Raw genomic sequence first — 14775 nt, forward strand, 5'->3', positions numbered from 1 at the left:
ACGTGAACGCGTCTCTCGCGGCAAATGAATTTTTTTTCCGATGCGTGACTCACCCATATTTGGACGCGTGTTCACGCGGCTGGCAAGCGCCGGCGGGTCAGTCCCGGCACGAGTTCGACTACAAGCATAGCGATAAACATTAGCGCGCAACCTGCATAGCCTGTTACCGGCATCGTCTCGCCGAGCAGCAGGGCAGCGAGTGAGGCGCCAAAGAGTGCTTCGGAAGAAAGGAAGATCGCGGCCTGCGAGGGCGTCGTGTAGCGCTGGCCGATCACCTGCAGGACGAAAGCCACGCCCGAGGAGAAGATACCGACATAAAGGATCTCCGGCGCCGCGGCCCGTATCGCCGAAAGGCTGACCGGTTCGACAGCTGCGGCAACGGCCAGCGCACAGACTGCGGTGACGGCGAATTGCACCGCGGAGAGCGCGAGCGGCCTTCCGGTCTCCGAAACGGTCGTGCCGGCAAGGGTGATCTGGATCGCCCAGAAGACGGCGCAGACGACGGTCAGCAGATCGCCTGGGGTCAGTGCCGAGAGATGGCCGCCGGACAGAAGATAGATGCCGGTGACCGCCATCAGCGCGCCCGGCCAGATGACCCAATGCGGGGCACGGCGCAGGAAGAACACGGCGATCAGCGGCACGAAGACCACATAGAGGCCGGTGATGAAGCTGGAATTCGTCACCGTCGTCGTATGCAGGCCGACCTGTTGTGTGGCCGCGCCGCCGAAAAGGGCAAGGCCGATCAGGATATAGAGCTTCGCATGGCGTGCGCTGGTCTTCTCCTTTGCCTTGCGCGCTTCGAAAAGGACGAAGGGCAGCACGGCCAGCGTGGCGACGGCAAAACGCAGGCCGATGAACCAGAAAGGGCCGATCGCCTTCATCGCCGTCGACTGCGCGACGAAGCCGCCGCCCCAAATGCCGGCTGCAAGCAATAGGAGGAGGTTCGCCTGAACGCGCGTCATGTCGTCCTCGATGGGGAAGGGAGATGTGCGCAAGCGGTTAGCAGTTGCGTTTCCTTTCGGCAAGGGTGAAGACTTCGTGCCGGTTGACGGAGGTGAAGGCATGCGAGGCGAAGAACGGAAGCCGGCCGGCGACGTGGCCGCGCCCAGGGTGGTCGGCTATTCCGGCACGCCGCTCGTCAGGAAACTCGGCCTTGCACAGGGGCAGTCAGCCGCTCTTCTCGGCATTCCCGAAACGATCGGCGACATCAATGGTTTCGACGGTTTTGCTTCGGTCGTTCGGGCACTTCCGGAGACGCCCGGACGCGTATTCGACTATGTGCATCTGTTTACGACAGAACGTGCGGCGCTGGACGCCATTGCGCCCGCGCTTTTCCGTGTCCTGAGGCCGGACGGGATGGTCTGGATATCATGGCCGAAGAAGAGCTCGAGGGTGCCGACTGATATCACCGAGGACGTGCTGCGGGAGGTTCTGCTTCCGATGGGCCTCGTCGACATCAAGGTCTGCGCCGTCGACGAAATCTGGTCCGGGTTGAAATTCGTCATCCGCAAAGAATTGCGCGGCGCGTTGTGACGTCTCAGCCGTTGCGGGCCTGCGCTCTGGAGATCCTGAGCAGCGCGCCGTTGTCCTCGTCCGTCACCATCAGCAGGGCGCCGTCGGGTGCGACGACGACGTCGCGGATGCGGCCGTATTCGCCCTCGAACAGACGCTCTTCGGTGACGAAGGCGCCGCCGTCGTCGCGCTGCATCCGCGAGAGCAGCTGGAACTTCAGCGCCGCGACGATGAAATTGCCGTCCCATTCCGGGAACATGGCGCCGCGATAGACGACGAGCGCGCCGGGTGCGATCGAAGGATCCCAATAATGCAGCGGCTGTTCCAGCCCTTCCTTGGCCGTGCCTTCACCGATCTCTGCGCCCGAATAATCGCGGCCATAGGTGATAACAGGCCAGCCGTAATTCTTGCCGGCCTCGGGCTGGTTGATCTCGTCGCCGCCGCGCGCGCCGTGCTCGACGGTATAGAGCTTGCCATCCTTGGCGTCGAAGGTGATGCCCTGCGGGTTGCGGTGACCTTTCGACCAGATTTCCGGCAGCGCCTTGGCGCCGTCTTTGAACGGATTGTCGGCAGGGATGCTGCCGTCGGCATTGATGTGGATGATCGAGCCGGCATCGTCCTGCCAGTCTTGCGAGCGGTCGCGGTCGCCGCGGTCGCCGACGCTGATGAACAGCGAGCCGTCACGGGCAATCGCGATGCGCGAGCCGTACTGGATATTGCCTGACGTGAAGCGCTGCATGGTGAAAACAGGCGTCACGGCGTGAAGCGTCCTTTCGTCATTTGAAAGCGTGGCGCTGAAGGCTTCGGTGCCGGAGCCCCGGCTGTTGGCGATGGCGGCGGTGAAATAGAGCTTGCGGCTCGTCGCAAAGTCCGGTGCGAGCGCCACGTCCATCAGGCCACCCTGGCCACGGGCGCTGACCTTAGGCACGCCGCCGATCGGGTCGGAGAGCTTGCCGTCGCGGACGATGCGCATGCGGCCCGGCCGCTCGGTGACGAGATAGGCGCCGTCGGGCATGACCTCGACCGCCCAGGGATGTTGGAGGCCGTCGGCGAGCTTGTCGACCCGCACCGCGAGATCCTGCGTGTTGACAGTATCAGCTGCATCCGCCGATACGGTGCCGAACAGGACCAGCGCTGCGGCAAAATGGAAGGCGGACATTCTCTTCATCGTGCTTCCCCGTCGTCTCTCCAGGCTGAACGTGGAGCGGGCAGGGGAGGGCTTCAACCCTCATTCGACCTGCAATAACGGCTTTGTGTTTACCGGTTGAACCGATCCCGTCGCGCAGATTCAAAAGAGGTAGAGCGTCCTTTGCGCGTCCAAGAGGACGCACGGCGCTCTAGCCATCGACCAATTCCGCCTCGAGGATGTAGCGCAACGGCCCGCGTTCCGTCGCGTCGAAGGGCCAGCAGGTGGTCAGCACCAGGTGGCGGCCATCGGAGGAGGGATCGATGCCGCTTGCATCCCACGGGGCGATGCGGCCCTCGCCGGCCTTGAAGGTCAATAGTTTGCCGTCGCGGCGCGTGACTTCAATCGTATCGCCGGGCCTTATATATTGCAGCCAGCGGAAATGCGTGTCGCGATGGGCAGCAATCACGGAGGCGCCTTCCTCTCCGGGCTGTGGCGTGTTGACGAGCCAGGCCGGACCGAAGGCGAGAGCTTCGCCGGAGGCGCCGGAGAGCACGATCGCCTCCTTGCCGAGGCGCGGGGCGCGTACCTTGGCCTCGGTGGTGAAATCCGCCCAGGGCCAGGGTTTTGTTTCTTCGCCCCGTAATTCGGCGGCGAAGGCGCGTTTCAGCAGCACCTGGGAAAGCTCCGCCTTCGCCTTCAGCAGGAAGCCGTCGCCGATCAGCGCCAAGCCATAGAGGGCAAGGCCGGCGATGGCAAAGGCGATTGCTTTTTCGATCGAGGAAAGGCGCCAGAGGAAGAAGCCCTTCTTCTGGCGCATCTTCGGTCGGTCATAGGCCGTGGCGGCGGCCATGGCGAGTTCCAGATAGGTCGGAAGCGGCTCGAATTCGGCCGCTTCCTCATTCTGGCTTGCAGAGAGCCTAGAGACCATTTCGTTTGGCTCCGACGGCAATAATGCCCTTGAGGCGCCGCCGCCAGACGGCCAGGCCGCTTGCCGCCATCAGCGCGAGGAGCAACATGGTCAGCCCGCGGATGATCTGTTCGTCGGCGCGCGTCGCCGTCTGCGGCAGGTTCACGGTCGTGCTCTTTTGCGCGATCATGGTGGCGGCCTTGGCGGTCGGGGCTGCGGCCATCATGTTTGCGATCTCAGGCGACGCGGTGAGCTCCTGTGTTTCGGCCGCAGCCTGCTCCGGTCCGGCGTTTCCTGTCGGCGTAGCCGAGCCATGGCGCTCCGCGCCGTCAAGAGGGGCAGGGTTTTCGCCTAGGACCTTATCAAAGTCCCAACCTTCCGGCAGGTTGAGCGGCAGCTTGGTCGAGCCGAGCGGCTGATCGACCGGGCGAGACGGGGTGACATCGACGGCAACAAGGCTGGTGACGCGGGAGACGAGGTGATGGGCGAGCGCGACGGTCTCGATATCCTTGTCGAGCGCGGCCGGATCCTGACGTTCATAGGCGCGCGCCTCGAAATCGTCGATCTTGCGCCGCGCCCAGAGCTTGGAAATGCCGTTGCCGTTGGCGGCATTGGCGATATCTATCTCGACGCGCCAGGGCTGCTCGCCTGTCTTGCCGAAGATCTGCAGCTTGCCGGCGGGCTTATCGTCAGGCAGTCGCGCGGTCAGCACGACAGGCTCGCCGCTATAGAGGTCCGGCATCGGGTTCGGCGTGATATCCTCGGCAGCGATGCCTTCGAAGGTTGCGGCGATATCGGTCATGGCTGGGTTCTGCAGCTTGGCGAAAAGCTCGCCCATGCGGCTCGCCACCTGATCGGTCGAGCCGATCGCCGTAAAGGTGCCGCGGCCGACTTCGGCGGCCTTGGTCATGAAATAGGTGTTCGGCGCCGAGCCGATGCCGACGGTGAAGACACGGGCATCGCCGCGGTTTGCGGTGATCTCCTGGAAAAGCTGCTGTTCGTTGCCGATCGCGCCATCCGTCAGGAACACGACCTGGCGCAGCGCTCCGGTTGCGACCGGTCCCTGGTTACGCAGCGCAGCCTGCAAGGCAGGTAGCATTTCCGTGCCGCCGTCGGCAGTCAGGCCTCTGACATAGGCAATCGCCTTTTCGCGATTGTCAGGGGTGGCAGTGACGAGACCCTTGAAATAATCGGTCATCGTATCGTCGAAACGGATGACGTTGAAGCGGTCGTCGGCGTTCAGCTTGGAGATCGCAAGCGCCAGGCTCTGCCTTGCCTGCTCGATCGACGGGCCGGACATGGAGCCGGAATTGTCGATGACGAAGACCACCTCGCGTTTCGCCGGCGGCGCTGCCGTATCGGGGGCAATAGGCGGGGTAACGAAGGCGAGCAGATAGGTCTTACCATCAATCACTTCACGGAAGAGGCCGGCACTCGGCATCTTGCCGGGGGCGGCCTTCCAGGTGAGCTCGAAATCCTTGTCGGCGGGAACGGAGTCCGCCTTTAGGCTGATCGTTCTCGCCTGGTCGCCGTCCTGGCTGATATCGACCGCGTGGAAGGAGGATTTGACGTCGCCGAGCGGGAAACCGGCCTTGAGATCGACGGTCAGCGAAACCGGATTGATCCTGGCGTTCTCACGCGGGTCAAGCACGGGGGCTTCGATCTTGTCGCGGTTTTCCACCGGGTCTCGCGGTGTGGCAAAACCGGCGCCGTTGTTGAACTCGACGGTCTGGACGATCGGCGCCGGATTGTAGCGCGGGGCGACGACCATCGGGAAGTGCAGCGAGAACTCGCCGCCCGATTGGTGGATCATCTGCTGATACTCGATCTGGACGACGATAGTTTCGCCGGGACCGATATTGGCGACCTGGTTGGTGAAGATGTTCGGCCGCTGTTGCTCGAGCAACGCCGTCTTCTTGCCCTCGGCCTTGGCCTGCTCGTAGATCTCGCGGGCTTCCTGGCGCGGCTTGATCTGGCCTTCGATGAAGCGTTCGCCGATCTGCATTTTCAGGGTGTCGACGGCGGAATTGTCCGGCAGTGGAAAGACGTAGGTGCCCTCGACCCAACCCTGGCTCGGATTCTGGAAGCGTTGCGTCACCTTCACCCTGGCGATCGGGCCGGAGACATCGATGGCGACATCACTCTTCAGCCGCGGCGCTTCGACATAGAAGCCCGGCTCCTTCGACGGAAAGAGCAGCGAGCCGCTGCGGACGTCGTTCGGCCGGACAAGTGCTGCGAGCTCAGCGGATGCCTGCGGCGTCTCGGCGGCGCGGGCGGCGGAGGCAAGTCCCAGCACCGCGGTGATGCAGGCCGCAAAGATAGTGAATGCAACAAGGACTGAAACGGAAATTCGGCGCGCACGAATGCGCCCTATGGCAAACTCATCTTCCAGAAACATTGGCATACCCTCAATAACCAATTTCGGATGCCGGATGATGCGGCTTCGATCTCGGCGCGCTCGCGACCGAATTGCGGCGTGGCGCGGCATTTGTTGCGGCTTATTCGTGGCGATGGCCGAATTCGACGATGCCTCTGATTTCAGGGGATAAATCCGGATGACTTCAGAGATTGATTCAAGATCTGCGCCTGGCGTTTCGACCAGGTGACGCAAGCCTCTCCCAAGGGGGCGGCATGCCGGGCTGATGGCGCGGCGAACCGATCAATAAGAATCATGCCACCATGACGCCTTTCCGCTTGAAATGCCGTCATACATTGGACATAGAGCTAACCGCAGAACTCCGGTCCCGGCTTTCTGCCCGTTTCAACCATTAGGACCGTTATCATGGCTTTCCTTGCCGATGCTCTTTCCCGTGTGAAGCCTTCAGCCACCATCGCCGTCTCCCAGAAAGCGCGCGAGCTGAAAGCAAAAGGACGTGACGTCATTGGCCTCGGCGCCGGTGAGCCGGATTTCGATACGCCCGATAATATCAAGAAGGCGGCCATCGACGCGATCAACCGCGGCGAAACGAAGTACACGCCGGTTTCCGGTATCCCGGAATTGCGCAAGGCGATCGCCGCCAAGTTCAAGCGCGAGAACGGCCTCGACTATTCCTGGGAGCAGACCATCGTCGGCACCGGCGGCAAGCAGATCCTCTTCAACGCCTTCATGGCAACGCTGAACCCCGGCGACGAAGTCGTCATCCCGGCGCCTTACTGGGTTTCCTATCCTGAGATGGTGGCACTGTGCGGCGGCACGCCGGTTTTCGTTTCTGCCACCCAGGAGCATAACTTCAAGCTTCAGGCGGCCGATCTCGAAAAGGCGATCACGCCGAAGACCAAGTGGTTCATCTTCAACTCGCCGTCCAACCCGACGGGGGCCGCCTATACGCATGACGAGCTGAAGGCGCTGACGGATGTGCTGATGAAGAATCCGCAGGTCTGGGTGCTGACCGACGACATGTACGAGCACCTGACCTATGGCGACTTCAAGTTCGTCACGCCTGTGGAAGTCGAGCCGCAGCTTTACGACCGCACGCTGACGATGAACGGCGTCTCCAAGGCCTATGCGATGACCGGCTGGCGTATCGGCTATGCGGCCGGCCCGATCCAGCTCATCAAGGCCATGGACATGATCCAGGGTCAGCAGACCTCGGGTGCGACGTCGATCGCCCAGTGGGCGGCTGTCGAAGCGCTGAACGGCACGCAGGACTTCATCCCTGAGAACAAGAAGATCTTCGAAGGCCGTCGCGATCTCGTCGTTTCGATGCTGAATCAGGCCAAGGGTATTGTCTGCCCGGTGCCGGAAGGCGCCTTCTATGTCTATCCCTCGTGCAAGGGTCTGATTGGCAAGACCGCGCCCTCCGGCAAGGTCATCGAGACGGACGAGGATTTCGTCTCCGAGCTGCTGGAATCGGAAGGCGTCGCCGTTGTTCACGGTTCGGCCTTCGGCCTCGGCCCGAACTTCCGTATCTCCTATGCGACTTCGGAAGAGCAGCTCGAGGAAGCCTGCCGCCGCATCCAGCGCTTCTGCGGCGCCTGCAAGTAAGCGGGTTTTCAAAAACACCGATCGAAGGCCTGCCGGCGACGGCGGGCCTTTTTGTTTGCGGCGACGTTGGGCTGGCGCTGCGATTATCGCTCACATCCCGATTCAACATGCTGCGGAGTTGATTCCGCTTTGCCTCTCAAGTCGTTGAAATCCGATTCAAAACGTGACGGCAGAGTGACGGTCCGGCGGGTGATCTGCGGTTGCGGGTTGGCATCAAACCAACTAGATATCCGGCATCAAGTTTAAGTGCCGCTTCGGGAGGCCGGGATTTTGCAGCAGAGTGCCGTGATCGTCTGTTCGGATGTCAACATGCTGCCTGCCGCCTGCTGCACCCTGCTTTCCGTCAAGCGCAATCTCTCAGGTCCTGCCGTGGAGTTCCTGCTTCTCGGCATCGACCTCAAGCCGAACGAGATCGCCGAGGTGGGAAATTTCGCGCGGCTGCATGATATGGCGATCAGGGTGCTGTCCTACAATACGCCGGATACGGCGCTGCAGGCGCGGGGCCGCTGGTCGGGCGCGACATTGGCGCGACTCTACATGGATCTGCATATACCCGATCATATCGAGCGCCTGCTCTATCTCGACGCGGATGTGCTGGCGGTTTCGCCGGTCGACGAACTCTTCACGAGAAATTTTCAAGGCAAAGCGCTGGCTGCGGTCGACGATTATGTCATGGCCTTTCCTGAAAAGGCCGGTGCCCGGCAGCGGAAGATCGGCATGCGCGAGGGCGGCCGCTATTTCAATGCCGGCGTGCTGCTGTTCGACTGGTCGGCCTGCCGGGAGAGGCAGCTTTTTGCCAGGACACGGGAGATCTTCGAGGAGCGGTCGCATCTTTTCGAGAATAACGACCAGGATGCGCTGAATGTCACCTTCGACGGCGACTGGCTGGTGCTCGGTCCGCGCTGGAACACGCAGACGGGCCTGCTGCCCTTCGTCGGCCGGCCGGCGATCCTTCATTTCACCGGCCGGAAAAAGCCGTGGCAGGCCACCGTGCCCTGGGTGCACCGGCGGATGGCCAAGCACTATATCGAGGATCTCAGCAACACACCGTGGGCCTCTTTCTGTAGGCAGCCGTCAATGGCGGGTCGAGTTGCGGGTTTCTTCTCGCATTTGGGAAAGCGCATCGGCGGGCTGACGCGGCTGGCACGAACGCGCGCCTATTTCAGCAACAGCTAGTAAGGCGGGCAGAGCGCATCGTCCTTGGAAAGTGCATGTGAGCCGGTATGGAAGCAATCCCCAGTGATACGCAGAGTGCCGCCGCCGCAGATGGCGGCTTCAACGTCCTGATGCCGGAGGCGTGGAAGGCGTTGCTGTCACCCTATTCCCACGTCGTGCTGGTGGCAAACAGCGAAGCAGTCGATTTCGGACGGCTGCGAAGCGAATTGCCGGAGACGGCGCTCTACGTTTTCTTCAACAATGTTTATAAGGTGCTCGACGAACCCTTCGCCGGCCATGCGGTGCTGATTGCCCGCAGCGGCGTGATGGGCGCCAATATCGTTCACCGGCGCGAGGTGGTGGATGTCCTGCGTTTCTTTGCCGGCGACGATTTTCTGGGCGTCGTCAACATTCGCGTCTCCCCGGAGGAGAACTTCAGTGACGCGAGCGGCTTCAAGGGCGCCAGAACCCGCCATCTCGATCTGACGCAAATGCTCGGCGACCTCTATCCGACAGGCAAAATCGCGACGAGCGGCTTTGCGATGGCGCTTTGGCTCGCCGAGTTGCAACCGCCGGGCAAGATCCTGCTTGCCGGCTTTTCGGCCAAGAGGAGCGAGAAGTGGAAGGTCTTCGACGTGCACGACTGGACGTTCGAGCAGATCTTCCTGCGTCTCTTTGCCAGGATGGGCACGATCTCGATGTTGGGCGGCGTGGACGCCGGCCCCTATGCGGCACTCGCCAAACGCTTCCCACAGGTGCCGCCGATCGAGATCGCGATGACCGCGGCTGAAGTTTTGTCGGAACGGCTCCACAATGCGAACGGCCAGATCGACAGGCTGATGTCCGTCACCAAATCGATCCGCGCCATTGAGGGTTTCTTCCGGCGCTTCAAGCCGAAAACCCGCAAGCAGCGTTTCCTCGAAAAGTCGAAGGAATGACTGTCGAAAGCCCTCCCCAAAGGCGAGGCTGTCAAGAAAGTTGCGCTTTGAGCTAACGTTCCGCGCGCGGATGGCTGCTCTCCATTCCCCGTCAGGAGAAGGGAAGCCCTCAAAGTCCCAGCGCCGTCAGCATGACGAAGGTGGCGAAGAGGATGAAGTGCGTCATGCCCTCGATGGCGTTGGTCTCGCCGTCGTTGAGGTTGATCGCGGCGGCAATCAGCGTGATCGCCACCATCACCGTCTGCACCGGGGTCATCGCCATGATGAAGGGCTGGCCGGTATAGAGCGCGATCGCCTCCATGACGGGCACCGTCAGGATGACCGTCGACAGCGAGGCGCCCATGGCGATGTTGACCGTCGCCTGCATGCGGTTCCTGAGTGCCGCCCTTAATGCGGTCAGGATCTCGGGGGCCGCCGAAATCGCTGCGACGACGACGGCGGTCACGGCGATCGGCGCGCCGCTGTCGCGCAGGCCTTCGGTCATGAAGGTCGCCATGAACTCCGCCAGCAGGCCGATGATGACGACGCCGACGAGAATGGTGGCGATCGAGATTGTGGTCGACTCGTCGGCGCTATGCTCGTCCGGACTTTCTTTCTTCCGTTCGGAGCGCGGGTAGCTGTAGCTGAAGAAATAGCTGTGCTGGCCAACCTGCATGCGCAGGAAGAGGCCGTAGAGCGCGATCATCGCGACGATGGTGAAGGCGGAATAATAGTGCCATTTGTCGCTCGGCACGAATTCCGGCACGATCATCGAGATGCCCATGGCGGTGAGGATCATCACGCCGTAGGTCTTGCCGGAATTGTCGTTATAGGGCTGTTCGCCGTGCTTGAGGCCGCCGAGCAGGGCGGCAAGGCCGAGAATGCCGTTGATATCGAGCATCAGGGCCGAGTAGATCGTGTCGCGCACCAGCGTCGGCGAACTCTCGCCGCCCATCATGATGGCGAGGATGATGACTTCGACGGCAACAGCCGAGAGCGTCAGGATCATCGTGCCATAGGGATCACCGACCTTGACGGCGAGCAGTTCGGCATGATGGGCGACGCGGATCGAGGCGAGCACGATGGTGCCGACCAGGACGACGGCTGCGATCAGCGCGACGCCGCGCCCCATCCCGATCACGGCGTGTTCCAAGAGATAAGCGATCCCTGCAACGACAAGTGCGGCGACCAGAAACTTTTCTTCTTTAAAGCGTGACGCGATCCTCAAGCCTCAGCTCCTGTCCAGATTCACGCATTTTATCTAAGTCGCTGATTTCGCCTATCAAGCGAGCTCCGGTCGAGTGCCATTTGCAGTCTTCGGCGTTTAATGGAATACTGAACGTCATCGGGGCCGGAAAGCAGATCGCGGCGTCCTCGAATTCTCGTCAAGCGGCCGCGATGATCCGGATCCTGTCCGGAAGCGTGCGAATGCGCAACAAGAAGATGAGGAGACGGATGCATGATCAAGGTGGTCTACGAAGTCGTGCCACATGACGGCGGCTGGGCCTACAGGCTGGGAGGTGTCTATTCCGAGGCATTCCCGACCCATGCCGAGGCGCTCGAAGCTGCGCGCATCGTCGCGGCCGAACAGCAGGTCGGCGGCGATTCCGCCGAGATCAGTTGGCAGGACGAGAACGGCAAATGGCATGAGGAATATGCCGAGGGCGGCGACCGGCCGGAAACCGAAGTGGTGGACGGCCTGTGGAAGGACCGCACGGCCGAGGCATCGCAAGGCATTTGAAGCTAAGCATCGCCCGTCAATGCCCGCGCGACGATCGCATCGACGAATTCGCGCTTATGCGCAGTGTAGCGGTCGCCGTCCATCCTGAATTCGGCTGCCAGCCTGCGTTTGAGCGCGGCATAATCGGCCGCCGCTTGCGGATGCGCGATGAGATAATCCCGGAAAGCCAGCCTGTTTCGATGCGTGCCGTTGCCGGAAGGGCAAAGGTAGACCCGTTCCGCCGGCACTGAACCTCTCGATAGAAAAGCCCAAACCTCGTCGTCATAGCGGTTGCCGCGTGGCTCGTAGCCTTCTACCAGGAGCACGCGTGTGGCGCCCTCGATATGCCCGAGGTCGGGAAGAACGATGTCGATATCGATAAGCGGCTTGGCTGTCATGCCCGGTATGGACGTGCTGCCGATGTGATCGATGGAGAGCGCCTGCGGCAGCAAGGTCAGCAGCCTGTCGCGGATGCGCTGGAAGGCTTGCGGCCATTGCAGATCGTGAGGCACGAGTTCAACCGGGCTGTGCGTTATCATTTTCATCCCGCTGTGGTGCTCGACGCGTTAAGGAGGCTCTATCGCTTCGAAATTTGCGCATGATTCTTTGCGAAAATCGATTCTGATTTTCGCGATTATGCGCTGGTCGAATATCGGTGATAGTCCTGAAGTCCCTTGACCAATACATCAAAGGTAGCGCGGCAGCGCGGCGAAGACTTCAGGCTCTCATGCATCGCCACCCACGTGCCGAGCGGAATGCTGAAGGCATCAGGCAGGATGTGAACAAGGTCTGGATTTTCACGCGCGAGCCCTGTCTGGCAGATGCCGATGCCAACGCCTGCACGGATCGCCGAAAGTTGGGCAAGGTTGCTGTCGGAGCGGAAGGAGAACTCGATGCCAGGCACCGCATAACGTTTCATCACCATGCGGACATAGGCCGTCTGCCGGTCGAAGCCGATGAGCCGGTGGTTTGCGAGGTCAGCCAGGGTCTGCGGAATGCCGTATCGTTCGAGATAGCGGCGATGGGCGTGAAAGCCGAGCGGGATATCGCCGATTCGGCGCACGACGAGTGCGTCCTGCTGCGGTTCGGCCATGCGCACGGCAATATCGGCTTCGCGGTTCACCAGGTCCTCGATCGTATCGGAAGCCGAGAGCTCGATTTGAAGTTCCGGATAAGTCTCCTGCAGCGGTCCGAGAATCGCAGGCAGTACTTCGACGGCGATGACCTCGCTGGCGCTGACCCTGACCGTTCCCGTCACGCAATCGCGCTGGCCGGATGCTGTGCGCAAAAGGGCGGCGGTGGTTGCCGCCAGCGTTTCGGCATAGGGCTTGAGCGCCAGTGCGGCGTCGGTCGGCAGCAGGCCGTTCGGTGAGCGGGTGAAGAGTTCGGCGCCGATCGCCAGTTCCAGGGCGTCGACATGGCGGCCTATGGTCGGTTGAGTCAGCCCCAGTTCGCGGGCGGCGGCTGACAGCGACCCTTGCTGGAGCACGGTCAGGAAACTGCGGTAGAAATCCCAGCTTGGTTCGACGCTCATATATTTTTGTATAGCAGATGCATTTATTTCGTCAATTTCGTTTATTCCCTCCTGGGGGCATGATCCTCTCATCCGATCGAAGGAGATGATTGTCATGAGCAGCAAAATGAAGACGACGGCCCTCATTCTCGGCGCCACAGGCGGTATCGGCGGCGCGGTTGCCCGCAAGCTGCTTGCGCGCGGCTGGCGCATCCGGGCGCTGAACCGTGACGCCGCCAAAGCGTCGAGGAACGAGCCGGCTTTCGAATGGGTGCAGGGCGATGCGATGAATGCCGGCGACGTCCTGAGGGCGGCTGAAGGCGTCGGCCTGATCGTCCATGCTGTCAATCCGCCCGGTTATCGCGACTGGGAAACGCTGGTGCTGCCGATGCTCGACAATACCATCGCCGCTGCTCGCGTAGTCGGCGTGCGCGTCGTGCTGCCGGGCAACGTCTATAATTTTGGTCCCGATGCCCTGCCGGCGCCGACGGAAGAAAGCCCACAGAATCCGGTGACGAAGAAGGGGGCGATCCGCGTCGAAATGGAGAAGCGGATGAAGGCGGCGTCGCAGTCCGGCGCCGGCGCCATCATCGTCAGGGGAGGGGATTTCTTCGGTCCAGGCACGACGGCCAATAGCTGGTTTTCGTCCGGCCTCGTGACCCCAGGCAAGCCGGTCGGCACGATCAGGAACCCGGCACGGCGCGGCATCGGCCATCAATGGGCCTACCTGCCCGACATGGCAGAAACCATTGCCCAACTCGTCGAGCGGGCCGATCGACTGCCGCCTTTCGCCGTCTATCACATGGAGGGCTTCTGGGATGCGGACGGCATGCAGATGGCCGAAGCGATCAAGCGCGTCGTCGGCGGTAGGGCGAAGATCGGCAACTTCCCTTGGTGGATCGTGCCGCTGACCGCTCCTTTCGTTCCCGTGATGCGGGAGATCAAGGAGATGCGCTATCTCTGGAAGGTGCCGGTGCGGATGCGGAATACCAGGCTTACGGCCGAACTCGGCAAGGAGCCGCAGACGCCGATCGACGAGGCGGTCAGGGCTTCGCTCGTGGCGCTTGGCTGCCTGCCCGAACCGCACCGTCAAGCCGCGGCCGCCCTTATCGGGCACCCGTCGCAGAACGCGGGTTAGCTCTCGAGTTCGGCCAGCGCGATCCGGGCGACCGTCAGGGCTGTCTCTGCCTGCTGAATATTCGGATCGCCGAGGAACCAGGCGGCGGAAAGACCGGAATAGGCGGCGATCCATCGCAGCAGCCGCTTCGGCTCCAGTTTCGCCTCTGCTGAGACGATGGCGAGCTGGCGGCGGAAACGGGCGGGATCGGTGATCGTTGGCAGTTCCTCGTTGGCGAAGATATTGGCGAAATCGAAGCCACGTTCGCCATGGAGCCGCTTCGGATCGATTGCCAGCCAGCCGCGTGCCTCGAAATCGAGGATATTGTCGTGGTGGATGTCGCCGTGGAGGATGGTGACTTCACGCTGATCGGCAAGGAGGGTGTTGGCGATCGCCGAGCAATCGGTAAGCGTGCCGCCATGCTTGCCTGCTGCCGGCTCCAGATCGCGGAACCAGCGGGTGAGGGGTATGGGATCGGGAAGCGGTTTTTCGCGCGGCGCATGCAGCCGTGCCGCTGTCCGGCAGAGGATGCGGCTTGCCTCGTCGTCCTCGCCGTTCATCGCCATGGCAAGCAATGAGCGTTTTCCCGTCGCCCTTTCCAGCAGCACGGCGTCGCCCTCATGGGCGTAGACATAGGCTGCGCCGTCGCCGTCCCACCATTGCATCAATAGCGCGCCATAACGTTCGTCGATATCGGCCGCCACTTTCAGCATGGCTGGCCTGCCCTGCCAGCGGACCGGCAGCAGGCGGCTGGAATGGGTGATGATGGGTTCACCGTCTGATATCAGCGACCAGCGATCAAGATGGGGACTAAACATGG

Annotated in this window: 14 protein-coding genes; 6 read left to right on the top strand and 8 right to left on the bottom strand. The window is 61.9% G+C overall.

Annotated elements, in window-relative coordinates; genetic code table 11:
- Positions 1–71: 71 nt before the first annotated feature.
- Entirely contained in the window at positions 72–962 is an 891-nt protein-coding gene (locus BS629_RS17130) for a DMT family transporter (protein WP_018517488.1), read from the bottom strand.
- A 100-nt stretch (positions 963–1062) separates the two neighbouring features.
- Between BS629_RS17130 and BS629_RS17135 the strand changes: the two genes are divergently transcribed.
- Positions 1063–1533, top strand: coding sequence for a hypothetical protein (locus tag BS629_RS17135; RefSeq protein WP_026188478.1), 471 nt, complete (start codon positions 1063–1065; stop codon positions 1531–1533).
- Positions 1534–1537: 4 nt separating this feature from the next.
- Here BS629_RS17135 and BS629_RS17140 read toward each other — a convergent pair whose 3' ends face one another.
- From BS629_RS17140 to BS629_RS17150, 3 genes are all read right to left on the bottom strand, one after another.
- Positions 1538–2680: a PQQ-dependent sugar dehydrogenase gene (locus BS629_RS17140; RefSeq protein ID WP_018243015.1), complete on the bottom strand. Its 1143-nt coding sequence runs from the start codon at positions 2678–2680 to the stop codon at positions 1538–1540.
- Between the two features lie 169 nt (positions 2681–2849).
- Positions 2850–3569, bottom strand: a complete 720-nt coding sequence (locus BS629_RS17145) for a class GN sortase (RefSeq protein WP_018243014.1) — start codon at positions 3567–3569, stop codon at positions 2850–2852.
- On the bottom strand, positions 3559–5946 hold the full coding sequence (locus BS629_RS17150; protein ID WP_026188477.1) for a marine proteobacterial sortase target protein: 2388 nt from the start codon (positions 5944–5946) through the stop codon (positions 3559–3561). Before BS629_RS17150 ends, BS629_RS17145 begins: the two co-directional genes overlap by 11 nt.
- Before the next feature lie 384 nt (positions 5947–6330).
- Between BS629_RS17150 and BS629_RS17155 the strand changes: the two genes are divergently transcribed.
- From BS629_RS17155 to BS629_RS17165, 3 genes are all read left to right on the top strand, one after another.
- Positions 6331–7533, top strand: a complete 1203-nt coding sequence (locus tag BS629_RS17155) for a pyridoxal phosphate-dependent aminotransferase (protein ID WP_018243012.1) — start codon at positions 6331–6333, stop codon at positions 7531–7533.
- 270 nt (positions 7534–7803) lie between these two features.
- Positions 7804–8709 carry a glycosyltransferase family 8 protein gene (locus BS629_RS17160; protein WP_018243011.1) on the top strand — a complete coding sequence of 302 codons (906 nt, stop codon included), beginning with the start codon at positions 7804–7806 and terminating at the stop codon, positions 8707–8709.
- A 47-nt stretch (positions 8710–8756) separates the two neighbouring features.
- On the top strand, positions 8757–9626 hold the full coding sequence (locus BS629_RS17165) for a hypothetical protein (protein WP_018243010.1): 870 nt from the start codon (positions 8757–8759) through the stop codon (positions 9624–9626).
- Between the two features lie 109 nt (positions 9627–9735).
- On the opposite strand, the gene BS629_RS17170 is transcribed toward BS629_RS17165, so the two are convergent.
- Entirely contained in the window at positions 9736–10833 is a 1098-nt protein-coding gene (locus BS629_RS17170; protein WP_018243009.1) for a calcium:cation antiporter, read from the bottom strand.
- A 231-nt stretch (positions 10834–11064) separates the two neighbouring features.
- On the opposite strand from BS629_RS17170, the gene BS629_RS17175 reads away from it, so the two are divergent.
- Positions 11065–11346: a DUF2188 domain-containing protein gene (locus tag BS629_RS17175; protein WP_017965291.1), complete on the top strand. Its 282-nt coding sequence runs from the start codon at positions 11065–11067 to the stop codon at positions 11344–11346.
- 2 nt (positions 11347–11348) lie between these two features.
- On the opposite strand, the gene BS629_RS17180 is transcribed toward BS629_RS17175, so the two are convergent.
- A complete protein-coding gene (locus tag BS629_RS17180; protein WP_018243008.1) occupies positions 11349–11864 on the bottom strand; it encodes a GrpB family protein in 516 nt (171 codons plus the stop codon).
- A 95-nt stretch (positions 11865–11959) separates the two neighbouring features.
- The gene (locus tag BS629_RS17185; protein ID WP_018243007.1) at positions 11960–12859 is read right to left on the bottom strand and encodes a LysR family transcriptional regulator; all 900 of its coding nucleotides are present in this window, start codon (positions 12857–12859) and stop codon (positions 11960–11962) included.
- Between the two features lie 94 nt (positions 12860–12953).
- Here BS629_RS17185 and BS629_RS17190 point away from each other — a divergent pair, with 94 nt between their 5' ends.
- Positions 12954–13976 (top strand): NAD(P)H-binding protein, encoded by a 1023-nt coding sequence (locus tag BS629_RS17190; protein ID WP_018243006.1) that lies wholly within the window; start codon positions 12954–12956, stop codon positions 13974–13976.
- Here the strand turns inward: BS629_RS17190 and BS629_RS17195 are convergent.
- Positions 13973–14773, bottom strand: coding sequence for an aminoglycoside phosphotransferase family protein (locus BS629_RS17195; RefSeq protein WP_018243005.1), 801 nt, complete (start codon positions 14771–14773; stop codon positions 13973–13975). The two genes, BS629_RS17190 and BS629_RS17195, sit on opposite strands and share 4 nt — an antisense overlap.
- Positions 14774–14775 lie beyond the last annotated feature (2 nt).

Origin of the sequence: Rhizobium leguminosarum bv. viciae USDA 2370, assembly GCF_002008365.1 — a bacterium.
GTDB lineage: Bacteria > Pseudomonadota > Alphaproteobacteria > Rhizobiales > Rhizobiaceae > Rhizobium > Rhizobium leguminosarum.